Genomic DNA, 26,189 nt, shown 5'->3' on the forward strand with positions numbered 1-26,189 from the left:
AAGAAAAGGAATCATAATGATTCCTTTTCTGAGTTATTATTTAGTTTCTTCTAGTTCTACAGGATTTGAAACATCTGCACCGTAGAATTTCAATGCGATCTCTTTAATTGTTCCATCTTCACGCATCTCTTGAATTACGCTATCTAACTTTTCCTTTACTTCAGTGTTTCCTTTTACCATTACAAATGCGCCAACATTAGGTTCATATTTCACATCTTCCGCTACTTTTAGACCTGGACGGTTGTATCTCTCAATTTCTTGTAGTAAAACAAGATGATCATTTAAGTAAGCATCAATTCGACCAATTAAAATATCGTTAAGAATACCGTCTGTTCCTGAATAAGCAACAACTTCTGCACCATTATTACGAGCGAAGTCAGCATAGTTACTTGTAACAGAGCCACCAGTTTTCTTACCCTCTAAATCCTCTGTAGAGAAAATACCTGAGTTATCTTCTTCTCGTACAATCGCTGAACCATACGAATACTTATACGGCTCTGTAAAAAGAAACTTCTCTTCACGTTCAGGAGTTACTGTAAAATCATTCGCTGCTAAGTCAATTGTTCCAGAACGTAAGCTTGGTAAAATTCCGTCAAATTCCATAGTTTTAAACTCAGCCTCAATACCAAGTCTGCTCGCTAATTCTCTAACAACTTCTACATCAAAACCTGTTAACTCTTTTGTTTCTTGATCTACATATGTTACTGGGAAATATGTACCCTCAGTCCCTACTACAATTTTGCCTGACTCTTCAATCTTTTCCCATGCACTTGGTGTTTCATTAACTTCTGAACTTTGTTCAGTTTCTCCTGCACCACATCCTGCAAGAATAATAAGAATCATTGCTACAAATCCAAAAAGCATATTACGTGCCTTCATTTAAAACCCCTCTTTTCTGACTATTTTACTCGGTATTAAGGATATTAACACGGTAAAACCCGCTCGTCAATTATTTTCTTCTGTAATTAAATGAACTTTTTCACGATTGCATGATGGACAGTAAAAGAGATGGGGACATTGTTCTTTTTCTAAATCTTCTGTGATTCCATCAGACATTTTCAACATATCAATGGATAAATACGCACTATAATCATCAAAATAATCCATTATTCTTCCTTTGTCCTGCATAGTCACCTTACAACTTGAACAATATACGGAGATACTTCGAAATTGATTACAAAGTGGACATAATGCCATTGGAACAACTCCTTTCTATTAAAAGGAACTTCACTACTAAGATTCCTTCACTTAGAACAGCACTGTACGTATCTCTCCTTCATTCATTTTCTCCAAGGGCACATAATATGTATACGTTATTGAGACTTCCTTAATGGCCATAAATTAACAGAATAGCTTTTCTATGAAGAGGCATTATAAGTACTAACAAAGCAACACACCAATGGGTCAATGCTAGGTAGCAGACGATATATTTGTCTAACTGGTTCGATTCCAGAAGACCCAACCATTTTAGTAATTTATTCACAAAGGAGTGGACAATAATGCAAGCACAATCAAATAACAACAGTTCAAATCAGTTAGTCGTACCTGGTGTACAACAAGCTATTGATCAAATGAAATACGAAATCGCTCAAGAATTTGGTGTTCAATTAGGACCTGATGCAACTTCTCGTGCAAATGGTTCTGTAGGTGGAGAGATTACAAAACGTCTCGTTCAAATGGCTGAGCAACAAATGGGTGGCTACGGTCAACAACAATAACAACTAAATAACAATGGCATAACACCCCCCAAGTAAAAAGCTTGGGGGGTTACGTTATCTTAAATCATCCAAGATTTTTTATTAATAGCATTAGTTATGTTGAATGTAATATAATAGTTACCTTTTTTAAAAATATAGGGATTTTGATCTGAGTTTTTACTTTATAATTTATTTGGATATGTCATTTTTGTAGGATCGACAAGCTTATCAAATTGTTCTGCTGATAAGTATCCAATTTTTATACTCGCTTCTTTTAATGTCAATCCATGCTTGTGAGCAAGCTTTGCAATTTCTGCAGCTTTTTCATATCCAATATGAGGATTTAGCGCTGTAACAAGCATTAACGAATCATTCAGATGTTGCTTAATTTGTACCTCATTTGGCTCAATACCTTCTGCACACTTATCATTGAATGAAATAAGAGAATTAGATACCAACTGAACAGATTGCAAAAAATTATAAATAATCACCGGCTTAAAAACATTTAATTCAAAATTCCCCTGGCTTGCTGCAAATCCAATTGTTGTATCATTGCCCATTATCTGAGTTGCCACCATTGTCATTGCTTCACTCTGTGTAGGGTTAACCTTACCAGGCATAATTGAACTTCCAGGTTCATTTGCAGGAATCGTTAATTCCCCAATACCACACCTTGGTCCACTTGCTAACCAACGAACATCATTCGCAATTTTCATTAAGTCTGCTGACAATGCCTTTAGTGCTCCGTGTACATAAACCATTTCATCATGGCTTGTCAGTGCATGGAATTTATTCTGTGCAGATATAAAGATTATATTCGTATACTTACTAATTTCATTCGATATCTCTTCTCCAAACTGAGGATGAGCATTGATTCCTGTGCCGACTGCTGTACCACCGATTGCAAGTTCTTTCATCATTTTCAAACTATCCGTAATCATTTTTTGACTTTTTTCGAGCATTCGTACCCAACCACTTATTTCCTGACCTAACGTTAAAGGTGTTGCATCTTGAAGATGTGTACGGCCAATTTTTATAATATCTTCATTGTCATTGCTTTTCTTTTGCAATGTACAATGTAATTTTTTTAGAGATGGTAGAAGCTGATTTTCAATTGCCATAACTCCAGCAATATGCATTGCTGTTGGGAAAGTATCATTCGAGCTTTGTGAACGGTTTACATCATCATTGGGATGTAGACGTAGATCACTTCCGTTCTCAATTAATAACTCATTACCTCTTCTTGATATCACTTCATTAACATTCATATTTGTTTGCGTTCCACTACCCGTTTGCCACACTTTTAATGGAAAGTGCTCATCTAACTTTCCTTCTATAATTTCATCAGCTGCATTCATAATTGCATTAGCCTTATCTTGCTCTAAATTTGCTAAGGAAACGTTCACTATTGCTGCACTCTTTTTTAAGATGGCCATTGCACGAATTACTTCTATCGGCATCAATTCTTGTCCAATTTGAAAGTTCTCACGACTTCGCTCTGTTTGTGCTCCCCATAACTTATCAATCGGTACCTTCATTTCGCCTAATGTATCACGCTCAATTCGATAATCCATATATGCCCCCTATTTTCGTTTATAAGTGTTATACCTATGTTCTAACCTTTCTAATCAATGGCTAAACACACTTGAAAATAGATTTTATAAGTTAATAAAAAAATCTATGCGTTATTCACGAAACGCATAGATCGGAAATTAATTTTAATATGGAAGCTACAATAACATTATAGTAAGAAAAATGACCAATTATAACTACTTGAAAAACTGCATTATTCATCATTTTATTATTGAAAAAATTTTTTTATTTTACAATTAAAACTGGACTTTCAACACGTTGTGCAATTTTATGACTAACACTACCAAGTACCATTTCTTGAAGTGCATTTAACCCTCTACTGCCTACAACAACTAAATCGAATCCTTCATCATTTGCAATTCGGACTATTTTGTCACCTGCATCACCGTATTCTCTACGCAACTTATATGAAATACCTGCTTCTTCAAACATTTCTTCTGTTTGCATAAATTTATTCTTTCTTGATTCATGAATGTCTAGTGCATCCCAATGGTGTAGAACTTCATTCTTAACCGTTGTGGCATCAACAACATAGATTATTTCAACTGTTGCATCATCATTTTGCTGTGCAATTCCAACTGCTTTTTCTGCTGCTTTGATTGCATGAGATGAACCGTCTGTAGCTAATAATATCTTTTTAAACACTTCGAAACACCATCCACTTCTAATAATATTAACTTTTACTTTTTAGTTACTTTCAAATTCTAATGTTCTTAGCGCAAAGAATCACATATTGTTGAACAAGCATTTTAGCACTAAGATACTTCTTTTGAAGTAAACAATTCATCCTGAATCCATTTTCTTAATGCTGGAATTTCCTCAACTTGACTACGTGTCATCGTAATTGGTTGCCCCTCAATAAGTTCAACTACATCGATAAAATCCTCTGCTTTCACTACACAATACTTATGGTACGGTGTTACAATGATGTCTTCAATCTTTTTATTGATGTTTTCATAAAATAAATAAATACTTGCTCTTTCTTCTTCTTTTAACGACCACTCTTGACCTTCTATGTCCTCTGTATTAGAAGAGGAATCAATCGTTTCTTCTTCTGGAGCAATATATTCTTTAATATTTGGATATGTAGGAGAGGATTGTAATGAAGCTTTTATTTCCCCTAACATTAATACCATTCTACTTAATGCATATAAGATAATCGAAAACATAGCTGTCATAACTAACATCAAGATTCCAATTTGAATATCACTAATCATAAAAAAATAACCGAATACAAAACCAATTGCTCCTAGAATGAAACTTGCCAATGTCAAAAACATTGACAGTGTGCTTGAATGTTGGTGCATCCCTAGTTCCTCCTCCACCAAACTTATAAATTGAAAATTATAATGATTACTTATATTAATAATTTTCCTTTACATTTCATTATAAATCTACCATTTTATCATTACAAAGGCATTTATAGAGACAATACTTCTCAACTACCTGTATAATTTAATATCGGCTAATTGATACGAAAAATGAAATGTTATCCACCAACACTACATAAATCTTAAATTAATGGATAATATCATTTCATCAATCTAATAATTGTAATTTGAGTGAACCAAGTAATTCTTGCATTGAAGGTTTCAAGTGGATGAGTACAGCACTTTTACTAAACTTAGTTAACTTTCTTAATAGACGAAAGACTATGACAGTCGTAAGGAGTTGAAAAAAATGAAAGTTTGTTTACTAGGAGCAACTGGACGAACTGGACAAGTTATTCTTGAAACAGCAATTAAAGATAATTTAGAAGTTCATGCTTTGATTCGTTCACCAGAAAAAATACCGTTCAAAAATCCAAAACTTACCTTATTTAAAGGGAATGCACTATCGTTACCTGATCTTAAAAATGCTATGAATGGTTGTGAAGTTGTTGTTAGTGCACTGAATACAGATGGAAACAACACGATTTCAAAAAGTATGCCACTTATCGTTCAAGCAATGTTAGAAGAAGGAATTAAACGAATTATTACAATCGGAACCGCTGGTATTTTAAATAGTCGATATGAACACGGAAAACTTCGTTACGAATCGAAAGAATCTAAGCGAAAAAGTACTAGAGCAGCCGAAGACCATCACAAAGGATTTAATGTATTACATCGATCCACTTTGAATTGGACAATCGTTTGCCCAACCTATCTACCTGATGGTGAACTTATCGGTACCTGTCGTGCTGAAAAAAATCTCCTTCCTTTAAACGGAAGTAAAATCCATGTAGCTGACACAGCACTATTTGCATATAATCAAATCTACAATAACAACTATTTAAGAACGCGTGTCGGTATAGCATATTAGCACCTTTAAAACAAAATTCCCACTTCTGATGAGGAACCGTATCTCTCAGTTTTCAAACCCCTTTGATTAAATAAGTTCAATACACTAAGAAAAGCACATGAATTCATAATGAACCCATGTGCTTTAATTATGCTGATAGACTCGTATCTTTTTCTTGCTTTCCTGTCCAAAACCTTTGCATGCTTGAAATTACAAATGCAACAAAGAACGTACCTAAGCCCATTAACCCTAACATCAAGCAATCATACCAAACTGAAGAAAAATCACTTCCTTTGATATACAATTGCCGTACTCCATCGAGAAAATATGTTAACGGCAATAGATGACCAATGACTTCCAATGCTTTAGGCATTGCTTCAAATGGCCAAGTAAAACCTGACAATAAAAATGATGGAAGAGCTATTAACATTGTTATTTGCGTTGCGCCTACTTGATTTGAAGAAAGTAAACTTGATAAATAGCCGATTCCTAGTAAAGCAAATGTAAACGTTACAGCTAACAAAATTACTGGCCAAAACACACTTCTTAACGGTAATTGGAACCAATAAATTGCGACTAACAACGTTGAAAACGTGTTGAACATTCCGATTAGGAAATAAGGAACGGTTTTGGCATAAGCAATTCTCCAAGGTACATGGCGCCATGCAATAAACCTATGCCATGCTCCACTCTCTTTATCTCTCGTCACTGTTAAAGCTATCCCAAGTAAAAGGACTTGCTGTAATACTGCTCCAATCAATCCATATACTAAAAACTCGCTATAGTTAAATGTTGGGTTATAGAGAACTCTTGAACGGAATGGGACAGTTTGAAATGTTGACGTTACTTCTTCCATTCGTGCCCCTTGCTTTTGTAACTTTTCAGCGCCAATTCCCGCACTTACGGTTGAAATGACTTCATTCGCTGCTCTAGTTGCTGAATTAGCAATTAACATATTACTACCATCAATTAGAGTAAGAACAGGTAAAACCTCACCGTCTTTAATACTCTTTGTAAATCCTTCAGGAATGATAACCGCTACTCGAGCTGTCTCATCTGCTAACGCTTCTTTTGCTTCCTCCTCAGAAAACAATCGTTCAGTAACTTTTAAAGAATTACTTTGATCAAAATATTGAATGATTTCTCTACTTAACTGACTTTCATCATGATCGACGACGACTGTCGTTAAGTCAGTTACGCGATGATTAGAGTAAAGATACCCAAACATAAGCGTATATAACAAAGGTACAATGAAAAGAACGGCGAATAAACGCCGATCGTTAAATATATTCCGCCATTCTTCTGTTATGACATTGCCGACCTTAATTTGCATTGCTCTCACCATTTTGTTTCCCAATCCACTGCATCGTCATGCCTGTAGATGTTTTGTCTGGCAAACTAGTAAACTCAACTTTCACACTAAAAGATCGTACATCTAATTCTCCAGCACTTTGCGAAGCTTTTTTTGTAGCAAAGTCAGCAACTGGAGAAATAACTTTAATTACCCCTTTAGTCGTTTGGTCTAACGCTGGAATGCTAACTGTTACCGCATCTCCTACACTTAAATCAGTAATTTCATCTTCAGGGAAATAAAATTTAGCCCATCGCTTCTCATTCGATTCAAGAGTGAAAATTGGGTAACCTGTATTTACCAATTCTCCAAGTTGAGCTGACTGAGAAACAATAACACCATCAGTAGGTGCTTTTAATTCTGAGTAACTTAAATATGTTTTTGCCTCATTTAATGCAGCTAATGCTTGTTGTTCGCTTGCTTCTGCAGATGTAATTGCACTTTGTGCCTGCTGCACTTGTGCACCAGCAGTTGCAACATCTTGCTGAAGAATGCTTACTTCACCTCGAGCTGCTTGGGCAAGAGCTAATGCAGCTTTCGCTTGCTCAAGTTGAGCTTTCGCCCCTTCAACCTCTTCTGTGCGACCACTTTCAGCCATTGCTTGTTGTTCTTTTACAGCTTCATATTCTGCCTTTGCTGTTTCATATTGTATTTTCGCTTCATCTAATTGAAATTGTGAGATGGCACCCTCGTTATAGACCTCTTGCATACTATTATAGTTTTTTTCAGCAATTTTGAATGCTTCTTCTGTTGCGACTAACTTACTGTTCAGTTGGTTCTTCTCTTCTGGACGAGCTCCACTTTCAAGTGCTCGAACCTTTGCTTCAGCTGCTTTTACAACAGCCTCTGCTTGTTGCACTTGTTTATCTGTTGTAGATGATGTTACATTAACAGCATTTTGACCTTTTACTTGAAGAGCTTGAGCTGCTTGTTTCGCAGCATTCGCTTCAGCTACTTTTCCTTGAGTAAGTGCTACAGCTGCCTCTGCTTGAGCAACTTTACTTTCAAGCTCTTTACTTTCAAGACGTGCAATCACTTGCCCCTTCTTAACGGGTTCCCCTTCTTCAACTAAAATTTCTGTAATACGTCCACCAATTTTAAAGCTTGCATCTACTGTATCTGCTTCTAGATAAGCTGTCGGTTGTGATAATGTGCTTCCTGTGCTACTTTCTACACTATTCACCGCCACCAATGTTGCGCCAATCCCAATCAATACAGCCATAACCGAAAATACAATCCATCTAAGATGTTTCAAGTTCTTTCTCCCCCACTGTTTTAATACTCTAACCGATTTAGAAAATACTGTTTAACAAATAACAAAACTTCTTCATTTGAAAGTGGTTCATGATTTTTTTCCCAATCAACAACAAGTGAGATGTAAGTTTTGTACATCACAAATGCAACCAGTTCTGTATGACAATCTGTATATTTCCCTTTTTCAATGGCTACATCTAGTCTTTTTTTAATGTAATTAACTACTTCATTCTCAAATTGTTGTAGTGCATCTTTTGCTGCTTGCGTACCTATTTCTCTTACTTCATCTGCAAGCTTCAATAGCAATGCATGTTCTTTACGGTATATTAAAATTCCATAAATTCCTTTATGCAAGTTTTCACTAAACGACTTATCTGGCTCAACAGCATTATCCGCAGTTTCTCGCATTTCACTAACAAGTGTTCGAACGATTGCTTGTAATAATTCTTCTTTGTTCGAAAAATACGTATAAATAGTCCCTTTGCCTACGCCTGCGATTTTTGCAATCTGATCAACTGTCGTTGCCTTATAACCAAACATTGAAAAAGACTTCTTTGCAGCTTCAATTACTTTGGCTTGACGCTCATTCATCACACACCACCTCCGAATTGACCGAATTAGTTTTTTGGTCAATTGATAAAAAATAATTTAGCACAGATAAAAAAAAAAAGCAAACATTTAATAATTAGTGATCTTTATCACTACCACCATTATGTTTACCTCGTAAAATACAACTATAAGAACATGTTCAAAAAGGAGGACAAATTGGGCAGAGAAGAACAAGACGGCGAGGTAGTGAGCACCTGAGTGTATGTTAGTAGGTACATGAGGAGCGGAAAAGCAAGCCAATGCAGTTATTCGACAGTCATTTTTCAGGACTTTTTGAACATCACCTATAAACAATAATCCTAAAACATTTGAAGGAGAGATTCCCTATGCTAAGTCAAAAAACAATAGATATCGTTAAATCAACAGTACCTGTTTTAGAAGTACATGGTGAAGCTATCACACGTTGTTTCTATAAATTAATGTTTACTGACCATCCTGAACTTTTAAATGTTTTTAATCAAACAAATCAAAAAGTAGGTCAACAACCAAAAGCATTAGCTGCATCTGTGTACGCTGCAGCAAAACATATTGATAATCTTGAAGCAATCTTACCAGTTGTTAAACAAATCGGTCATAAACACCGTAGTTTAGAAATCAAACCAGAGCATTACCCAATCGTAGGAAAATATTTATTGCTCGCGATTAAAGAAGTGCTTCAAGATGCGGCAACAGATGAAGTAATTGAAGCTTGGGGAGAAGCTTATGGTGCTATTGCAGATGTGTTCATCAGTGTTGAAGCAAATATGTATAAAGAAGCAACAACTGCAGTAGGTGGTTGGGAAGGATTCCGTAAATTTATCCTTGCTCGAAAAGAAGAAGAAAGTGATGTCATCACTTCATTCTATTTAAAACCTGAAGATGGTCAAAGCATATCAACGTTTGCACCTGGACAATACATTAGTATTAAAGTTAATGTTCCTGGTGAAGAATACACAAGCATTCGTCAATATAGTTTATCTGATGCACCAAATGGCGATTATTATCGTATAAGCGTCAAACGTGAAAGTGCGAAGGAAGAAATTCCTGATGGTGTTGTATCCACATATCTACACGACCATGTACACGAAGGTGATGTAGTAGAAATTACTGCGCCAGCTGGTGACTTTACACTTGATACTACTAAGGAAACACCAGTACTATTCATTAGTGGTGGAATTGGTCAAACACCGTTCATCCCAATGTTAAAAACAGTTGCCAAAGAACAACCTGAACGTAAAGCAACATTTATTCATGCTGCGATTAACAACCATTTCCACGCTTTAAAGGATGAAGTTGCTGAAGTAGTTGCTTCTAGTGATAACATTACGAATTATGTTTGTTACGAGCATCCAACAGAAGCAGATCGTGCTAATCAAGCATTCGATAAAGAAGGTTATATTAATACAGAATGGTTAGCAGAACTTATTACAACGAAAGAAACAGACGTTTACTTCTGTGGCCCACTTCCATTCATGAAAGCAATTAATCAAGCAGTAAAAGAAATTGGTGTCCCAACAGAAAACATTCATTTTGAATTCTTCGGGCCCGCTGGAGAATTAGAATAATTATTAAAATTAATATGTTTAAATGATTTCGTTATAATGCAAATAAGAATATGAAGCAAGAAGGCTCTATCTCGATATACAGAGGTAGAGCCTTTATCTACGTGTTATCATGGAATGTTTATTAAGACTACAAGAAACTAGTACTATTGAGCAATCCATTAACAAACCAATATTCACTATTAGTAATCAAGTAAAAGAAAATCAGTGCATTAAGATATTTCATATCATGATTTTAACGTTTAACATACTGAAGGAAATAGATGATATTCAATTATCTAGGTTATTATTTATAATGAAACAGCAAGAAAAGATATACTACTCCTATTAATTCAAAACCTCAAAAAAATAAGACTTTCCATTCTGCATGTCTGTCTAATATAAATATCCATCATCAAATTAGAGAATGTTATCGACTGGTTACAGATAACAGGAGAAAATATTTTTGGAGAAGCTAAATTAGATAGATTAGAATAAAACACAAAACAGTTGCTATTCATTACATACAAACCCCATAAACAATTAGAATAAAAATATTATTTACGAGCATCTCACCCCTCATTTTTACAAGGTAATAGAATTAAGATAATAAACTTTAACCTCTCAATCTTCTTAGAAAAGATAGAAATACGAGTTAACAACTTAGTTCAAATCATACTAGACTTGTTTGTGTATTAAAGTAATAATTTTTGAATCTACAGTTCAAATCAACACTATACTAATGGCTTCTTTTTAAACTTACTCTATTAGAAAATACACACTCTGATTACAGATATCATTATCAAAACATATATACGATTTCTTAATATGAATGAAACCTCCAACCTAAGTATTCAAGTACAACCACAATCGGTGCTTACAACTGACTATACAACCATTCCTATCATAAAAAAGCACCCTAGCGGTAGACTTCTCAATGTCTACTCGATAGAGTGCTTTTTATAAGCTTTTTTCTACTTACTTATTTCGCTGGAACTTCGATTTTTTGTCCAGGGAAGATAAGGTGTGGATTGCTCATTTCGTTTAATTGCTGTAGTTGTTGCCATGTTGTACCATGTTTGATTGCGATGTGAGATAGTGTATCGCCTTTTTTAACAACATATAATTTTTGTTTTTCAGGTTTTGCTGGTTTTTCTTTATCTTTACCTTTGTCTTTATCTTTATCTTTTTCTGGCTTCTTACCGTTATTTTCTTTTGTATCTTCTACCTTGATTGCTGCTTCAACAATACGATCTTCTACTGTTGGGTTAACATTACCAAGCTTATTCATATAACCGATTAAAGCTTCATCTAATGCAGCGAATTCGTTCTTGATTGGAAGGTCAGCAAACATTGTGTAGTCATCTCCACCTGCACCAGTGAAGTCATTTGTTGCAACTACATATGTTTTATCCATTTCAATTGGTTGTCCAGCTACTTTAATTGAGTGAACACGGTCACCTGCTGGTTGAGCTGTATCAATTGCAAATGAGATACCACCAACATGTGGGAATCCACCATTTGGCTCTGGATATGCACTTACACCATGCTCAAGAGCTTCTTTAATAACGCTACCTGTCATTTCTTTCGTGATGATATAGTTTCCAAAAGGAAATGCTGTAATGATGTCGCCTTTAGTAACTTCACCTGCATCAATTGAAGCACGGATTCCGCCACCGTTTGATAATGCTACATCTGCACCTGTTAAATCAAGCATTGCATCTGTAAGCAAGTTACCAAGGTTTGTTTCACCAGCACGTACTTGTTCACGCTCACCATCTAGAACAACTTCTGAAGAACCTACAACCTCAGCTAACACTTCTTGTTGTTCAGTCTTCACTTCATTAATTGCTGCTTCTACTTCTGCGTTAGGTTGGACGTCAGACGCCTCTTCCTTCGAAATAAGTGAAGCTTCTTTCGTTACTAACTCTCCGTCTTCAAACGTTAAATCTACTACACCAAGATTTTTTGTATATTCCCCAGCACTAACGATTAACGTATCATTTTCACCTTGCATACCTTCTACAAGTGTTGTGTGGCTGTGACCGTCAACGATTAAATCAATACCAGGTGCACCTTCAGCAACCTTTATACTTGTTTCTGTACTTGACTCATCAATACCAAGGTGAGTAAGTGCAATAATAATGTCAGCACCTTGAGTCTCTAGCTCTGTTACCATATCTTTTGCAGCTTCTACTGGGTCTGTGAATGTTAACCCTTCAACATTTTTCGGATGTGTTTTATAGCTTGTTTCAGGTGTTGCTAAACCGAAGATACCAACCTTAAGTCCATCAACATCTTCAATAATATAAGGATCTAATAATAATGAATCATCTTCTTTTACAACGTTAGCTGATAGTAATGGGAATTCCATCATTTTTTCTAATTCTAATAACCGCTCATAACCATAGTTGAAATCGTGGTTTCCTGCAGTCATTGCATCATAACCAACTACGTTCATTACATCAACAATACTTTCGCCTTTTACAAGTGTTGCAAAAGTTGTACCGTGTACTGTATCTCCTGCATCTAACAATAATACGTTTTCATTTTCTGAACGTTCTTGCTCAACAAGAGTTGATAGCTTAGCAAAGCCCATGCCATCATATTTACCCTCATCTGCTCGACCGTGCACATCGTTTGTATGCAAGATTGTAAGCTTCTTGACATCTTTGTCTACTTCTTCTGCATTTACATCTAATGGCAAGCCAATTGACATAGCCATAGTTAATGATAATAAGGTACTACCCCATTTTTTCACCAATGCTGTTCTCTCCTTATTGTTCAAATTTTATCTAGAATTCTATGATAGTTATTTACTAGAATTCTGTACACTCATATTATAATAACAAGTTACATAGGATGTAAACGTTTAATTTTTGAATACTATGTATAAAAAATGAAATTTAATATAAACCTAACTTCTCTCTGAAAATAACATCCTATTTTAACCCTTATATGGGTAAAAACGCCATAATAATTATAGTAGTATTGCATCCCTTACTACCAATTAATGAAAATAATCTACTTAAAAAAGCTTATTATAACAGTAATTTCTAACAATATTTTAATAAAATATTAAAAATTCAGTCTTTTTATTTTGAGAATTGATATAATATAGATAAACTTCCATAATTTAATTTTCTATAATTACTTGTAACTACTATTATTATAGAAAGTTACATCACAATTATTTTTTTAATGTATTATTTTATTTCCCTGAGAATGAAAGGAGATTGAATGTATTGAAAAATAATTATTTTTTCACTGGTTTTCCTGGTTTTATCACTTCATCACTTTTAAAAGAGTTAGTCAAAGAAGAGCATCAAATTAATCACATCTACCTCCTTGTCCTACCTCAAACTCTTAAACAAGCAGAAGAATCACTTCATAACATACCTATTGAATCTAGCAAACTAACGATCCTTACAGGAGATATTACAAAAAAAGACTTAAATATTGCGTCTGAATTAATGCCTATACTTCAAGAATCGATTACACACGTCTTCCACCTTGCTGCTATCTATGATATAGCCGTTCCAAAGTCACTTGCTGAAAAAATAAATGTCCATGGAACAAAAATGGTCAATGATTGGGTCCAAACGCTTAATAATTTAAAACGTTACGTATATTTCAGTACAGCTTACGTTTCTGGAAGAAGAGAAGGGAACATTCTTGAAACAGATTTAGATGAGGGGCAAACGTTCAAAAATCACTATGAACAAACAAAATTCGTCGCTGAAATAGAAGTACAAAAGATTGTTTCAAAAGTACCTACGACGATTATTCGACCAGGCATTGTTAAAGGTCATTCGAAAACAGGTGCAACCATAAAGTTTGACGGACCATATTTTATGTTAAACATGTTCGAGGCACTAAAAGCATCTCCTTACATCCCGTATTTTGGGAGTGGTCGTGTAGAAGGAAATTTCGTTCCAGTTGATTACGTAATTTCAGCAACTATATACTTAGCACATGTAGACAAAGCAATCGGACAAACGTATCACCTAACAGACCCTTCTCCTTATCCCATGCGTGAAGTGTATAGAATGTTAATGAAAGAATACTTGAATCAATCGCCTAAAGCAACTGTACCTCTTTCAGTTGCTAAGTCATTTCTTATCATACCTCCACTTCGAAAACGACTAAAGATCGAACGGGAGGGTTTAGATTATTTCACATGTAAGTCACATTATGATACGACAAATGCAGTTCGTGATCTAGAAGGATCTGGAATTCAATGTCCTGATTTTAAGGAAACAGTAGCAAAGATGGTTGAATATTATCGAATCCACAAGGATGATGAAACTAAACATATTCAAATCAAATAAGTAACATGTAATTTTGATCATCACCCTACCTATTTATACGTAGACTAGTCTAAATATTCTTCAATTAAAAAGGTGTAACACTATAATTGTTAATAGTGTTACACCTCCCTCATTATATATGTTCACGTATATTAACTTTGATTATGAACTACATTCTTTTATGACAAAACTCAGTTTATACTTATCTTTCATGGAATACGCACTGTTTTACTTTTTTCTAAATCACGCTTACTAGCTATTTCTATAAATAAAGCGATGAGCGTCCCAAACACTAATCCATTGCTTAACAATGAGCTCACTATGGGTGGAAGAGTAGAAAAAGCTTGAGAGGGTACGAACATAACACCTACACCCGCAAATAATGGAACACCTACTTTTCTCACTGCATCCTCTACATTATAAGCATTAACGATTTCCTTCAGCCCGAGAGAAATCATACTAGCGAATATTGGAAAAATAGCTGCGTAACCGACTGCTGGTGGCAAGGCTGCGATAAATGTGATAAATGGTGTGAACAAACTACCTACTATAATTAAACTTGAGGCAATTATGAACGGAATTCGACTTGTAATTTTACTTGAAGCAATGAATCCACCTGAGCCCGATATCGGAACAGGACCAATCGCTGAAAATAAACCAGCAAGTATTTGTCCGACCCCCATCAATACTCCTGTTTTCTTAATTGAAATTTTTTCAAAATTAACATGCTCCAATTTAAAAACACTTTCAACTATTTTTACACTTGCGAGCATATTTGTTATTAACAAAAGCGTTACAAAGATAACTGTTGGAACAATGCTCCACTCTACTCTCGGAATTCCGAACACGAAGATTTCTGGTAAGCTAATCAGTTTATCAGGTACTTCAATCTTATCTGCGTATCCAACCATTGCAAAGATAATCCATCCGATAGTAAGACTTCCGATAATACCGATCTTCTTTAATTGGTTATGGGTAGTAAATAAAAATGCGAAGATAACTACAATAGTAGAAACAATCATCATTGAAGAAGAAACTTTACCGTCTATACTATCTACACCGAGCAACCCGTTTAAAAATGACCCACTTAATTGCACAACTAATAGGAGCAAATATGTACCAGTTACGACAGGAGTAAAGTATTTTGCTAATCTATCTAACAATCCTAACATACTTAATAATATACAAATCACTCCGCTTACAATTAATGCAAACTCAAGCACACGTAACGTTTCAGCTTGTGAACCAAATAGAACGAGACCAAGGTTTGAATAAAGAGTGAACACTCCCCACCACAATCCTGCAGGTCCTTCATTAATAGGTAAACGATGTCCAAACAATACTTGTAACAAGCCCGATATTGCTAATACAATAAACGTTCTTGAAACAAATTCAACCGTCATTTCAGTTGATAAACCATACATTGAAGCAATTCCAATTGGAGCTACAATATTCCCTGAAACAATAAATAGCATCCATTGAAAAGACGACAAGATGTGTGTCCTCAATATAATTCCACCTCAATCATTAATTTAAAAATCCAATTACCTTTATTATCAAGGTACTCTTTCTTATATTCCTCCAAATCCTTTAATCAATAGTAAGTATCAGAACACGAATTACCCTAAGGTGAACCATTCTGTAAATCCTTTCATAGTTTAACAGAACGTGAATTAAAAATCAGTTATAATAAATATCGAACCATCATATATGTATAATATTGTTATGTTTTCCTTCCATTATTCTCTTCCAAATCATAATGAAATAAGGGTTGTTAATAAACACCAACGGTGATATGATAATTAACAAAAGTGTCAAGCGCTTGAAGCTAGAAAGCTTCGAATGTATGACTTTCTTTTTTCTTAAAAATGAATATTCTAATTGTACTAGGGGTGCCTTATGGGCTGAGACGGACATGTCCGAACTCTTTGAACCTGATCTGGTTTACACCAGCGTAGGGAAGTTACTGAAGATGATATATGTATACGTATGTATGTGATCAAAGCCACTTTCCTTAGTGAAAGTGGCTTTTTTACTTTTTTTTGGAGGAGATTATAATGGATTTCCATGTCCTCACAAATGGGAAGCAACCACTTCCAGTTGTTCTCTCTACAATCAAAAAAATAGAACCCTATGTTGATTACATTCACATTCGTGAAAAACAGTTACCTTTACAAATGTACGAAGTGTGGATGCAACAATTTGAACAGCACGGAATTCCATTTAAAAAAATCATCATGAATACTAATGTTGACATAGCAGTAAGGTTTCAATTAGGAGGTGTGCATCTTCCAGAACATATAAACAATATTCGTGAAATAAAACAACAGTATCCTCACTTACTAGTAGGTAGCTCAGTGCATTCGATTGAAAGCGCACATCGGAAAGCTATACAGGGTACAGATTACATAACATTCGGGCACATTTTTGATACAAACAGTAAAAAAGGACTTCAGCCAAGAGGATTATCCACTCTGCAAGATGTTTGTCAATCAATTTCAATTCCAATTATTGCAATTGGTGGTATTAATCATAGCAACTTATCGAAAATTCGGTCCGCAGGTGCTTCAGGCTTTGCAATGATGAACGGTATTATGCAACATCCTGATCCTGAAGAACTTGCCTTACGCATTCATAAACTCTTAAAAGGATGATCATAGATGCTTAAAAAATATGAAGTGATAATCGTTGGTGGAGGCGTTATTGGCTGTTCAATTGCCTTTTATTTATCAAAAGCAGGTAAGAAGGTTCTCTTATTAGAAAAAGACCAAATCGGTTTAAAATCCTCTTCTGCTGCTGCAGGTATGTTAGGGGTTCAAGCTGAACTTAAAGAATTCAGCCCTATTTATCCTTTAGCTAGACGCAGTGCATTATTGTTTCCTGACTTACATCAAGAACTCAAAGAACTAACAGGTATTGATATCGGCTATCGAGTAAATGGAGCGATGAAACCTGCACTCTCTGATGATGAGTTTGCTCAATTTTCTAAAACAGCAGCTTGGCAACAAGCTCAAGGAGAAACAGCACAGATGTTATCGACCTCTGATACACTCTCGTTAGAACCGAGTCTAAGTGAAAGCATAAAAGGTGCGATTTATTTTCCAAATGAAGCTCAAGTATCTCCTTATCCACTAGTAAGAGCTTTTGCTATGGGTGCTATACGATATGGTGCAAAGATAGAAGAAGCACAAGAGGTGCTTGAAGTTGTCCGAGACGGGCAGGAAGTCACTAGTGTAATCACATCAAACGGTTCGTATAAAGCTGATCATGTTGTCGTTGCAACGGGAGTATGGGGAAATAATCCTGCAATAAGTCACTCTAACAATCTCGAACTATATCCTTTGAAAGGCGAAGCTCTTTCACTTAAAGTATCCACACCTATTTTACATACAACTGTTTTCACAGAATCTTGTTACTTAACACCGAAAACAGCCGATGAAATCTATATAGGAGCAACAGAAAAACCTTATTGTTATGATACAACTCCAACTGTAAACGGTATTCACCAGCTACTCAATACCGCAAAATGCTTATTACCGGCATTAGGAGAAGCAAAGATTGATAGAATGTGGGCAGGACTTCGACCAACAACCCCAGATCATATGCCATACATTAGCAAAGCACCTAACATTGATAATCTATGGTATGCATTTGGACATCATCGAAATGGGATACTACTCAGTGCGATTACGGGAGAAATTATAACTTCATTTATTGATGGAGAAGAGTATGACTTAGACTTAACTGCCTTTACACCTAAAGAAATAATGCATAGGAGGTGAACGAGCGTGACAATCATCGTCAATGGGGAAAACATCAACATACCTGAGAGTGTGAATACGCTTCAAGACTTAGTTCATCATTATAATTTAGAAAACAAAATTATTGTCATTGAGCAAAATAAAGAAATCATATCTCAAAATAACTATCATCAACAAATTCTTAAAAACAATGATGTTATTGAAATCGTAAATTTTGTAGGAGGCGGTTAATATGTTAAAAATAGGTCAATATGAATTTAACTCACGTTTATTACTTGGGACTGGTAAATTCCCAGACTTACAAACACAAAAACAAGCAGTTGATGCATCTGCAACAGAAGTCCTTACATTTGCTGTGAGACGTTTAAATATTGCAGATCCAAATCAACCAAATTTCTTAGAACAGATTAACCTTCATCAATACGCATTACTTCCAAACACAGCTGGTGCTGCAACTGCAGAAGAAGCGGTTCGAATTGCAAAATTAGCAAAAGCTACAGGGTTATGTGACATGATTAAAGTTGAAGTCATTGGCGATGATCGGACACTTTTACCAGATCCAATCGAAACGTACAAAGCATGTGAAATCTTATTGGAAGAAGGATTTACTGTTCTTCCTTATATCTCAGATGATCTCGTTCTTGCCAAACGACTTGAACAGCTCGGAGTTCATGCAATCATGCCAGGTGCCTCTCCAATCGGAACAGGCCAAGGTATCATTAACTCTGTCTACTTAAAATACATTATTGAGACTGTTAACGTACCAGTAATCATCGATGCTGGAATTGGTACACCTGCTGATGCTGCAAAGGCTATGGAGCTTGGTGCTGATGGAGTGCTCTTGAATACAGCTGTTTCAGGCGCAAACGATCCTGTCCAGATGGCTGAAGCGATGAAATTAGCGGTACAAGCAGGTCGAATGGGATATGAAGCGGGCAGAATTCCTAAGAAGGAATATGCAACTGCAAGCAGTCCACTAGAAGGAATGAGTAAGGTTGAATGATCGATATTCAAGACAAACTCGCTTTAGCGATATTGGTGAAGCTGGTCAAGTAAAATTAACGAACAGCCATGTGCTTATCGTTGGTGCTGGAGCATTAGGAACGAGCATTGCTGAAATGCTTACACGCGCAGGAGTCGGCAAATTAACAATTATTGATCGCGACTATGTTGAGTGGAGCAATTTACAACGTCAACAATTGTATACTGAAGCTGATGCCAAAGCAGGCACACCGAAAGCACTCGCCGCATCAAAACGACTTAACGAGATAAACCATGAAGTTGTAATTGAACCTATTGTTGCTGATTTTTTCGATTATAGCACATCACATTCACTTGATAAGATTGATCTAATAATGGATGCTACAGATAACTTTGAAACACGCTTCCTTATAAATGATCTGGCTCAGAAACACGATATTCCTTGGATATACGGTGGAGCAACGGGCAGCACTGGAATCACATATACGATCATCCCGAATGTTACACCCTGCTTAACATGCATGTCTGATACCATTCCAACAAACAATGAAACGTGTGACACTGTCGGCGTTATCTCACCAATCATCCAATGGGTTACTGCTCATCAAGTGAATGAAGCAATGAAGCTACTAACAGGTAATAAGGATAAACTTCGTAATACGTTACTATATACAGATTTATGGAAAAATCATTCTTCTTCTATTAAGATGGAAAGTCTCAGAAAAGTCGATTGCCCGTCTTGTGGAGAACATGCTTCATTTCCATACTTAAACCATCAACAGAAAACAAAACTAGCTGTTCTTTGTGGAAGAGATACGATTCAAATTCGTCCAGCTCATAATAAGAAATTCGACAGAGCACGAATTGAAAGAAATCTTTCCACAATGACAAACAAAGTCGCTATTAATGAATTCATCATTCATGCACACCTTTCTGAAAATAAAAGAGTCGTCATCTTTTCTGATGGGCGTGTACTACTTCATGGCACAAAGGATGTTGCTGAAGCAGAATCTCTCTACGAGCAATTGATATATTCTTAATAACATTAAGAAACCCGAGCAAATTTTGCTCGGGTTTATTTTTATAACTTTAATTTCACAACTCTAAATATATGTGTACCCGAAGTCATGGCTAAAGTTCGTCGTTTCGTTTTCTTTAATCATTATCTCTTCAACAGTATGTTTCTTTAAATTCAGAAATCCAAACTCATTGAAGTTCCCTATGTTTAATACTTTCCGTAATGTTTGCTGTGTATAACTATCAATTGGTTCCTTCATATTCCTTCTTGTTTTGTTGGATAATACAAGTAATACATAATTACCAGCTGGAATATTAGACATTTCGTAATGCCCATATCCATCCGCATTTACCGCATACACACCCTCCATACCTACTGTAATTCCAAATGTTAATAGCGATAAATCATCGTCACTATATCGTGAACTATCAAATGTCTCAGAGATTAATACAATTTTCGCATCAACATCACCTTTGGTGCCTACAAAATCGTTATACTGCCAAGTAATCGTTCCTTTTAATGAACCTTTACCTGTAACTACTTCTTTTACTGGTTCTTCTTTTTTAGTTACTTCAGTTGTATTCATGTTGTTCTCACTCGTTAATGAATTAGAAACAGGCTCTTCTTCCTGAAATACAAACTTAGTAGGTTCATTTTTTGTAAATAATTCTTGTATATTCGATGGATTATCTGCTAATGCTCGAAATACTAAAATCCAAACTAATACGGCAATTGGAATTAATGTAAATATCAACATACTTACAAGCATCTTTTTGATCATCTATTTACGTTCTCCCCCAATCCTAAAGCAACCTTTACTATGTAATACTTAAACTTTCTTGAAATCCTTATACTTTCCAATTTTAAAGATGAACCTCTAAGTAATCAATATGATTTCGGTGAATTTATTACATTAATGAGTAAATTTAAATGAGCTACTGATTAATCAGCAGCCCATTTAACATTCAATATCTACAAATACTTTCTATGCATATTCTTGCCGTCATATGTGAACAAAACATCCTTCTTCTCAACAACAGTTTCCATATGCACAGCTCTTCCCCATAATTGATAAACGTACGGAAGAACCTTCTCTAAATATTTCAAATCAAGCTCGATATCTTCAAACCAATGCTTCAAATACAATTCTCCATTTTTTAAATAATCGCCATCATTAACCGTAATATACGGGAAGCCACCATTAACTCTCATGTTGACAAGCTGGTCACGCACCGCTTCCCATTCCTTATCTACAATTTTATAATCCCTGCCTTGTTTTTGGAATAAATACATATCTTCTCTCATGACTAAATCCTTCGTTAAATAATTGCGTATAAAGGAAATATCAGACTCAACTTCACGTACTTCAAACATCTTCTCTCTTCCAGAGCCAGCTTTCACACCACGCTTCTTCATTTCTTCTGTTGGATCGTTGTACCTTTCCTCGATGTCTTCAAAAATCTTCAAACCTAAATAATAAGGGTTAATCGATGTACGTGACGGTTGCACAACTCCTGCATTTAATTTAGCAAACTCGACTGCTTCATCACTCGTTAAATCCATTTCACGTAAAATACGTGCATGCCAATACGAAGCCCAGCCTTCGTTCATGATCTTCGTCTCTAGTTGTGGCCAGAAATACAACATTTCTTGCCGCATCATCGTTAAAATATCACGTTGCCAATCTTCTAATTCACGGCTATATTCTTCGATAAAGAGCAGGATATCTTTCTCTGGATTAGGCGGGAACTTCTTCTTCGTTTTTTGTTGTTTATTTTTTCTTTTTTGTGACCCATCTAATTTCCATAGGTCATCATATGGTGTGATGATTTCATCTTCTACTTCTTCATCATCATCTTCCATTGACCAAGCAAGCTGTGGACGTAAAATAGACGGATCAATATGTTCTTGAATTGCAAGAACTGCATCGAGAAACTCCTCTACTTCTTGCTTCCCATATTCATGTTCATAGTTTGAGACACGTTGTGCAGTTGCGGCCATACTTTCCACCATATCTCGCTTCGTATTCATAAATCGAGCGTTGTTCTTAAAGAAATCACAGTGTGCTAACACGTGCGCCACAATTAACTTATTTTGCACAAGGCTATTCGTATCAAGTAGAAATGCATAACAAGGATCTGAATTTATAACGAGCTCATAAATCTTGCTTAAACCTAAATCATATTGCAACTTCATCTTATGAAATTGCTTTCCGAAGCTCCAATGTGAGAAACGAGTTGGCATGCCATATGAACCAAACGTATAAATGATTTCAGCTGGGCAAATTTCATAACGCATATCAAAAAAATCAAGTCCAAACCCTTTAGCAATCTCCGTAATTTCATCAATTGCATATGCTAGCCCTTTATGCTCTTCTGTTTCCATGTTCCATCTCTCCTTTGAGTTGTACCTATATGTTCAATTTATGAAGCAGATATGGAGAACATGTGGAAAGAAACAGAAAACCCGTTTACAAATGTAAAACGGGACGAATTATCATTATTTTTTTTTCGAACAAACGGTGATTAACAATCATTGCTATTCGCATCTGCACATTTTTCCTGTATGATAGAAATTGCGTTTATTCATAAGGAGTGATTATGTGTGAATCAACCATTAACATATGAACAAATTCTTAATGTATGTAAAACAATTAATGATAAATATATGCCAGATGAGTCGACTTTTTATGAAAAAGTTGATGAATTACTTCAAGATGAGGAACATGATGCAGATCAGCTTGTTGTGATTGCATATCGTGAGTTATTGAAATCACTCGATCAACAAATAGAAGTAATTGAAGAACAGGTAAATATATCTCCAACTTGTTTTAAAGGCTGTGCTTTTTGCTGTTATTTCCCAATCATCGTAACGAAGCTTGAAGCAAAAGTGATTTTATCTCATATTAACAGTCTGCCTGCTGAGGATAGAAAAAGTGTATTAGCTCACTTAAACCAATATTTCCTTGAGCATGAAAATAAAATGAATGAAGTATGTTCATTAGACTTCCATGAAGATCCGGACTTTAAAAAGAAATATATCACTCAGCAATTACCATGTCCAATGCTTAATACAAAGACAAATACATGTGTCGCTTATAAAGCACGTCCGACACCTTGTCGTACGTACTTAAATTATGGTTCACCACAAGTATGCGCGAATAACTTAGTACCTAAAGAACCATTTAGTTATGAATTCTTACACGAATATTATTTCCAAGCCTTTAACGAGCTTATTCAAGTCCTGCTCTCGAATGGGGAGGAAATTAATACCATAAATTACCCAGATGACTTATTTGAATATGATTACTTGCCAAACCATCTAAAGCGTGAGTTAGAAGACCAGTCACATTAATGACAGGTCTTCTTTACTTATATTTTCTTCAGAGCGTTCACGATAGCTTCGTTAAATTTTGGAATATCCTTCGGTCCACGACTAGTGACTAAATTTTCACAAACAACTACTTCTTCATCAAACACATTTGCACCTGCATATCGTAAATCCTCATGAATTGATTTATAACCAGTCATATTATGGCCAGATACTGTGCCAGCTGTTAACAAAAGCTGTGGTCCGTGACAAATTGCAAATACTGGCTTTTTCGTATACATAAAATGCTTTACAAAACGTACAAACCGTTCATCTACACGTAAATTATCTGGTGAGAAACCACCGGGGATAAACAAAGCATCGAAGTCTTCAGGATTTACTTGATCGATTCCCGCATCTGACTTCACTTGTACTTCTTTTTGCTTTCCAGTTAACGTATCTCCTTTAATATGACTAATTACACTCAATGTATGACCAGCGTTCCTCAATGCTTCAGCTGGACCTGTATATTCGACATCTTCGAACATATGTGTCATCACTACCGCTACCTTTGCAACACTATTCAATTACAACCACTCCTTACTTAATGAATAAGACACTGTCCTTAACTTGTGATTTATACATACTTACTCATTCATTCCAAATATTTTTTTATGAAAAGGTCTAATTGGTATGTAACAGTGTGAACGCCATGATTTACAACGTGAACTTTTATCAGCAGGAGCACACACTAAAAGCAACCCAATCAAACAGGGGGAGATGTCATATGGGGACTGTTGATTACGATCGAGCGTTATATTACATCTATCGCAACGAATGGGATAATTTATTATTGCTAATGGTTCGAACAAAGGATGATTTACTTTCAAAGAAAATTGAGCATTTTTTACACGCTTGTCATTTTGAATATGACTTAAGTGTCATCAATCGCAAAACAGAAACACTTTTTAAGTATCTTGACCATGCACTTGAAGCAACCCCAATTGTTGCTACTGAAGTTTATTAATATACAGCTTACATTAGAGGTGATTTTCCCCACCACTAATGTAAGTTCATCCAATCATATCATTACTGTATATACTAACTAATTAAAGTATGAGAAGGGTTCATTTTATTTATTCATCATATAATGAAACTCCTCATTCCAATTATTATGAAAGGAGAGTTAAAATCCTTTTTAATTAATTTACAGTTGCTGTCCCTTTTAAGAATGTTTTCTTCATTGCAACTTTTGACACGATCACAATGAATACTGATAGGACACAAATTATACTTAAGATTACTAAAGCTACAATTGTACCGAATTGTGGAATAATAAACGTAAATGCGCCAATTAAGATTAACCTCAATCCCATTCCGATAACACGAAAGACACTCATGACTCGCCCTACAATTTCGTTAGGTATTAATTCCATAATCAAAATATTTCTACTTACTCTTGAACCAGCATTTCCAAACCCAATAATCAATGAAATCCCTACTAGCAACATTGCATTTGGTATAGTGGTTATGATTAACATTGCTATTGCAAAGAGCGCAACGGTTGTGACTACTGTTTCTTCTTTTCCTAACTTATGAATCATTTTTGGTATTAATAGACCTGCACAAATTGCTCCAACCGCATAGATCATCTCCTTCGTTCCGTATATCGTTGCACTCGCTTGAAGTGTTTGATTGATATGAATTGGAAATACATAATTTGTAACCATTACAACTATAAAAGGCAAGAAAGATGCAAATAGGAATAGAGCTAATGGTGGCGTCTTTTTCATATAAGTGAATCCACTCAGCAATTTTTTATTAAAAGATATGCTCTCCTTCTCTTCCACATTTGAACGTTCATATGGAATCATATAAAGTAATAAAAATGCTGCAATATATGATAATACATCAACGATTAATATCCATACTAAGTCTATTTTTCCGATAATAAGACTTGCCACTCCACCAGCGATAACTGCAGATAATTGACCTTGGACTTCCATGGCTCCATTCAAAGTCTCATATTGTTCTTTTGAAAAAATCTCCTGGTTAAAGGCAAATATCGTAGGATAAAATAAATTATAGTACAAAGCACCAGTAGCAAATATGAGAATAAGTTGCCAAGTAACAAACTCACCGTTAATTAATCCTAACAATGCCATGCAAAGAACAATAACTGCACCACCTACTTCTCCAATTAGAAGAAGGTTCTTTCTTGATACTCTGTCAACCAACAACCCGATGTACGGTGTAATGATAAACATGAATAAGGTAACCATAAAAGAAACATAACCAAATACCACCTCTCCATTTTGTTTTGATATAAGTAACCAAGGAACAGTTATTAACGTCACTCCAGAGCCAATTGATGAAAAAATATTAGCCAACATCATCTTAATAAACCGTTTATCTTTCCTTAGGTCCATTTCGTTCACCATCTTTCGTTTATTAACTTAACTCCATTTTATTAAAATGCAGAACAAACTTTATCAACGCACAGATT

The 26,189-nt window shown here is 35.4% G+C and carries 25 protein-coding genes and 1 riboswitch; of the genes, 11 read left to right on the forward strand and 14 right to left on the reverse strand.

What is annotated here, in order from left to right; genetic code table 11:
- Positions 1-36: 36 nt before the first annotated feature.
- Together BFG57_RS08300 and BFG57_RS08305 are read right to left on the reverse strand one after the other, a co-directional pair.
- Positions 37-879 carry a transporter substrate-binding domain-containing protein gene (locus BFG57_RS08300; RefSeq protein ID WP_069717022.1) on the reverse strand — a complete coding sequence of 281 codons (843 nt, stop codon included), beginning with the start codon at positions 877-879 and terminating at the stop codon, positions 37-39.
- Between the two features lie 66 nt (positions 880-945).
- Positions 946-1,197, reverse strand: a complete 252-nt coding sequence (locus BFG57_RS08305; protein WP_069717023.1) for a hypothetical protein — start codon at positions 1,195-1,197, stop codon at positions 946-948.
- Between the two features lie 302 nt (positions 1,198-1,499).
- Between BFG57_RS08305 and BFG57_RS08310 the strand changes: the two genes are divergently transcribed.
- A complete protein-coding gene (locus BFG57_RS08310; RefSeq protein ID WP_069717024.1) occupies positions 1,500-1,718 on the forward strand; it encodes an alpha/beta-type small acid-soluble spore protein in 219 nt (72 codons plus the stop codon).
- 161 nt (positions 1,719-1,879) lie between these two features.
- Here BFG57_RS08310 and fumC read toward each other — a convergent pair whose 3' ends face one another.
- From fumC to BFG57_RS08325, 3 genes are all read right to left on the reverse strand, one after another.
- Positions 1,880-3,271, reverse strand: coding sequence for a class II fumarate hydratase (gene fumC, locus BFG57_RS08315; RefSeq protein ID WP_069717025.1), 1,392 nt, complete (start codon positions 3,269-3,271; stop codon positions 1,880-1,882).
- Between the two features lie 244 nt (positions 3,272-3,515).
- Entirely contained in the window at positions 3,516-3,935 is a 420-nt protein-coding gene (locus BFG57_RS08320) for a universal stress protein (protein ID WP_069717026.1), read from the reverse strand.
- A 110-nt stretch (positions 3,936-4,045) separates the two neighbouring features.
- Positions 4,046-4,597 (reverse strand): hypothetical protein, encoded by a 552-nt coding sequence (locus tag BFG57_RS08325; protein WP_069717027.1) that lies wholly within the window; start codon positions 4,595-4,597, stop codon positions 4,046-4,048.
- A 373-nt stretch (positions 4,598-4,970) separates the two neighbouring features.
- On the opposite strand from BFG57_RS08325, the gene BFG57_RS08330 reads away from it, so the two are divergent.
- Positions 4,971-5,591: an NAD(P)-dependent oxidoreductase gene (locus BFG57_RS08330; protein ID WP_069717028.1), complete on the forward strand. Its 621-nt coding sequence runs from the start codon at positions 4,971-4,973 to the stop codon at positions 5,589-5,591.
- Between the two features lie 127 nt (positions 5,592-5,718).
- Here BFG57_RS08330 and BFG57_RS08335 read toward each other — a convergent pair whose 3' ends face one another.
- The 3 genes from BFG57_RS08335 to BFG57_RS08345 are packed head-to-tail and all read right to left on the reverse strand — an operon-like array spanning position 5,719 to position 8,766.
- Complete coding sequence (locus tag BFG57_RS08335; protein ID WP_425388485.1) at positions 5,719-6,915, reverse strand: ABC transporter permease; 1,197 nt, start codon at positions 6,913-6,915, stop codon at positions 5,719-5,721.
- Positions 6,893-8,176 carry an HlyD family secretion protein gene (locus tag BFG57_RS08340; protein WP_069717030.1) on the reverse strand — a complete coding sequence of 428 codons (1,284 nt, stop codon included), beginning with the start codon at positions 8,174-8,176 and terminating at the stop codon, positions 6,893-6,895. The genes BFG57_RS08335 and BFG57_RS08340 overlap by 23 nt, the downstream gene beginning before the upstream one ends.
- A gap of 20 nt (positions 8,177-8,196) precedes the next feature.
- The gene (locus tag BFG57_RS08345; RefSeq protein WP_069717031.1) at positions 8,197-8,766 is read right to left on the reverse strand and encodes a TetR/AcrR family transcriptional regulator; all 570 of its coding nucleotides are present in this window, start codon (positions 8,764-8,766) and stop codon (positions 8,197-8,199) included.
- 344 nt (positions 8,767-9,110) lie between these two features.
- On the opposite strand from BFG57_RS08345, the gene hmpA reads away from it, so the two are divergent.
- A complete protein-coding gene (hmpA, locus tag BFG57_RS08350) occupies positions 9,111-10,328 on the forward strand; it encodes an NO-inducible flavohemoprotein (RefSeq protein ID WP_069717032.1) in 1,218 nt (405 codons plus the stop codon).
- Between the two features lie 958 nt (positions 10,329-11,286).
- On the opposite strand, the gene BFG57_RS08355 is transcribed toward hmpA, so the two are convergent.
- The gene (locus tag BFG57_RS08355; RefSeq protein ID WP_069717049.1) at positions 11,287-13,029 is read right to left on the reverse strand and encodes a 5'-nucleotidase C-terminal domain-containing protein; all 1,743 of its coding nucleotides are present in this window, start codon (positions 13,027-13,029) and stop codon (positions 11,287-11,289) included.
- A gap of 520 nt (positions 13,030-13,549) precedes the next feature.
- Between BFG57_RS08355 and BFG57_RS08360 the strand changes: the two genes are divergently transcribed.
- Positions 13,550-14,635: an SDR family oxidoreductase gene (locus tag BFG57_RS08360; protein ID WP_069717033.1), complete on the forward strand. Its 1,086-nt coding sequence runs from the start codon at positions 13,550-13,552 to the stop codon at positions 14,633-14,635.
- A 188-nt stretch (positions 14,636-14,823) separates the two neighbouring features.
- Here BFG57_RS08360 and BFG57_RS08365 read toward each other — a convergent pair whose 3' ends face one another.
- The gene (locus BFG57_RS08365; protein WP_425388486.1) at positions 14,824-16,125 is read right to left on the reverse strand and encodes a purine/pyrimidine permease; all 1,302 of its coding nucleotides are present in this window, start codon (positions 16,123-16,125) and stop codon (positions 14,824-14,826) included.
- A gap of 367 nt (positions 16,126-16,492) precedes the next feature.
- Positions 16,493-16,592, forward strand: a riboswitch (TPP riboswitch).
- A 79-nt stretch (positions 16,593-16,671) separates the two neighbouring features.
- Here BFG57_RS08365 and BFG57_RS08370 point away from each other — a divergent pair.
- From BFG57_RS08370 to BFG57_RS08390, 5 genes are read left to right on the forward strand one after another with little or no spacing between them, the layout of a single operon-like run.
- Positions 16,672-17,268, forward strand: coding sequence for a thiamine phosphate synthase (locus BFG57_RS08370; RefSeq protein ID WP_069717034.1), 597 nt, complete (start codon positions 16,672-16,674; stop codon positions 17,266-17,268).
- Between the two features lie 6 nt (positions 17,269-17,274).
- On the forward strand, positions 17,275-18,396 hold the full coding sequence (gene thiO, locus BFG57_RS08375; protein ID WP_069717035.1) for a glycine oxidase ThiO: 1,122 nt from the start codon (positions 17,275-17,277) through the stop codon (positions 18,394-18,396).
- A 6-nt stretch (positions 18,397-18,402) separates the two neighbouring features.
- Complete coding sequence (gene thiS / locus BFG57_RS08380; RefSeq protein WP_069717036.1) at positions 18,403-18,606, forward strand: sulfur carrier protein ThiS; 204 nt, start codon at positions 18,403-18,405, stop codon at positions 18,604-18,606.
- A 1-nt stretch (position 18,607) separates the two neighbouring features.
- Complete coding sequence (locus BFG57_RS08385) at positions 18,608-19,378, forward strand: thiazole synthase (RefSeq protein WP_069717037.1); 771 nt, start codon at positions 18,608-18,610, stop codon at positions 19,376-19,378.
- Positions 19,371-20,396: a ThiF family adenylyltransferase gene (locus BFG57_RS08390; RefSeq protein WP_069717038.1), complete on the forward strand. Its 1,026-nt coding sequence runs from the start codon at positions 19,371-19,373 to the stop codon at positions 20,394-20,396. The genes BFG57_RS08385 and BFG57_RS08390 overlap by 8 nt, the downstream gene beginning before the upstream one ends.
- 63 nt (positions 20,397-20,459) lie before the next feature.
- On the opposite strand, the gene BFG57_RS08395 is transcribed toward BFG57_RS08390, so the two are convergent.
- Together BFG57_RS08395 and BFG57_RS08400 are read right to left on the reverse strand one after the other, a co-directional pair.
- Positions 20,460-21,155 (reverse strand): hypothetical protein, encoded by a 696-nt coding sequence (locus tag BFG57_RS08395; protein ID WP_069717039.1) that lies wholly within the window; start codon positions 21,153-21,155, stop codon positions 20,460-20,462.
- 191 nt (positions 21,156-21,346) lie between these two features.
- A complete protein-coding gene (locus tag BFG57_RS08400) occupies positions 21,347-22,759 on the reverse strand; it encodes a SpoVR family protein (RefSeq protein ID WP_069717040.1) in 1,413 nt (470 codons plus the stop codon).
- Positions 22,760-22,978: 219 nt separating this feature from the next.
- Between BFG57_RS08400 and BFG57_RS08405 the strand changes: the two genes are divergently transcribed.
- Positions 22,979-23,728 carry a YkgJ family cysteine cluster protein gene (locus BFG57_RS08405; protein WP_083249139.1) on the forward strand — a complete coding sequence of 250 codons (750 nt, stop codon included), beginning with the start codon at positions 22,979-22,981 and terminating at the stop codon, positions 23,726-23,728.
- Positions 23,729-23,745: 17 nt separating this feature from the next.
- On the opposite strand, the gene BFG57_RS08410 is transcribed toward BFG57_RS08405, so the two are convergent.
- Positions 23,746-24,270 carry a type 1 glutamine amidotransferase domain-containing protein gene (locus BFG57_RS08410; RefSeq protein ID WP_281186638.1) on the reverse strand — a complete coding sequence of 175 codons (525 nt, stop codon included), beginning with the start codon at positions 24,268-24,270 and terminating at the stop codon, positions 23,746-23,748.
- Between the two features lie 200 nt (positions 24,271-24,470).
- Between BFG57_RS08410 and BFG57_RS08415 the strand changes: the two genes are divergently transcribed.
- Positions 24,471-24,710 carry a YhdB family protein gene (locus tag BFG57_RS08415; RefSeq protein WP_069717041.1) on the forward strand — a complete coding sequence of 80 codons (240 nt, stop codon included), beginning with the start codon at positions 24,471-24,473 and terminating at the stop codon, positions 24,708-24,710.
- Positions 24,711-24,885: 175 nt separating this feature from the next.
- On the opposite strand, the gene BFG57_RS08420 is transcribed toward BFG57_RS08415, so the two are convergent.
- Entirely contained in the window at positions 24,886-26,112 is a 1,227-nt protein-coding gene (locus tag BFG57_RS08420; RefSeq protein ID WP_069717042.1) for an MFS transporter, read from the reverse strand.
- Between the last annotated feature and the right edge of the window lie 77 nt (positions 26,113-26,189).

The sequence above is a fragment of the Bacillus solimangrovi genome, from assembly GCF_001742425.1.
Lineage (GTDB): Bacteria > Bacillota > Bacilli > Bacillales > Bacillaceae_N > Bacillus_AV > Bacillus_AV solimangrovi.

Bases quoted from the DNA above. Each gene is read 5' to 3' on its own strand.
- BFG57_RS08300 (WP_069717022.1), bottom strand. From the start codon at position 879: ATGAAGGCACGTAATATGCTTTTTGGATTTGTAGCAATGATTCTTATT.
- BFG57_RS08305 (WP_069717023.1), bottom strand. From the start codon at position 1,197: ATGGCATTATGTCCACTTTGTAATCAATTTCGAAGTATCTCCGTATAT.
- BFG57_RS08310 (WP_069717024.1), top strand. From the start codon at position 1,500: ATGCAAGCACAATCAAATAACAACAGTTCAAATCAGTTAGTCGTACCT.
- fumC (WP_069717025.1), bottom strand. From the start codon at position 3,271: ATGGATTATCGAATTGAGCGTGATACATTAGGCGAAATGAAGGTACCG.
- BFG57_RS08325 (WP_069717027.1), bottom strand. From the start codon at position 4,597: ATGCACCAACATTCAAGCACACTGTCAATGTTTTTGACATTGGCAAGT.
- BFG57_RS08330 (WP_069717028.1), top strand. From the start codon at position 4,971: ATGAAAGTTTGTTTACTAGGAGCAACTGGACGAACTGGACAAGTTATT.
- BFG57_RS08335 (WP_425388485.1), bottom strand. From the start codon at position 6,915: ATGGTGAGAGCAATGCAAATTAAGGTCGGCAATGTCATAACAGAAGAA.
- BFG57_RS08345 (WP_069717031.1), bottom strand. From the start codon at position 8,766: ATGAATGAGCGTCAAGCCAAAGTAATTGAAGCTGCAAAGAAGTCTTTT.
- hmpA (WP_069717032.1), top strand. From the start codon at position 9,111: ATGCTAAGTCAAAAAACAATAGATATCGTTAAATCAACAGTACCTGTT.
- BFG57_RS08355 (WP_069717049.1), bottom strand. From the start codon at position 13,029: ATGGCTATGTCAATTGGCTTGCCATTAGATGTAAATGCAGAAGAAGTA.
- BFG57_RS08370 (WP_069717034.1), top strand. From the start codon at position 16,672: ATGGATTTCCATGTCCTCACAAATGGGAAGCAACCACTTCCAGTTGTT.
- thiO (WP_069717035.1), top strand. From the start codon at position 17,275: ATGCTTAAAAAATATGAAGTGATAATCGTTGGTGGAGGCGTTATTGGC.
- BFG57_RS08385 (WP_069717037.1), top strand. From the start codon at position 18,608: ATGTTAAAAATAGGTCAATATGAATTTAACTCACGTTTATTACTTGGG.
- BFG57_RS08395 (WP_069717039.1), bottom strand. From the start codon at position 21,155: ATGATCAAAAAGATGCTTGTAAGTATGTTGATATTTACATTAATTCCA.
- BFG57_RS08400 (WP_069717040.1), bottom strand. From the start codon at position 22,759: ATGGAAACAGAAGAGCATAAAGGGCTAGCATATGCAATTGATGAAATT.
- BFG57_RS08415 (WP_069717041.1), top strand. From the start codon at position 24,471: ATGGGGACTGTTGATTACGATCGAGCGTTATATTACATCTATCGCAAC.
- BFG57_RS08420 (WP_069717042.1), bottom strand. From the start codon at position 26,112: ATGGACCTAAGGAAAGATAAACGGTTTATTAAGATGATGTTGGCTAAT.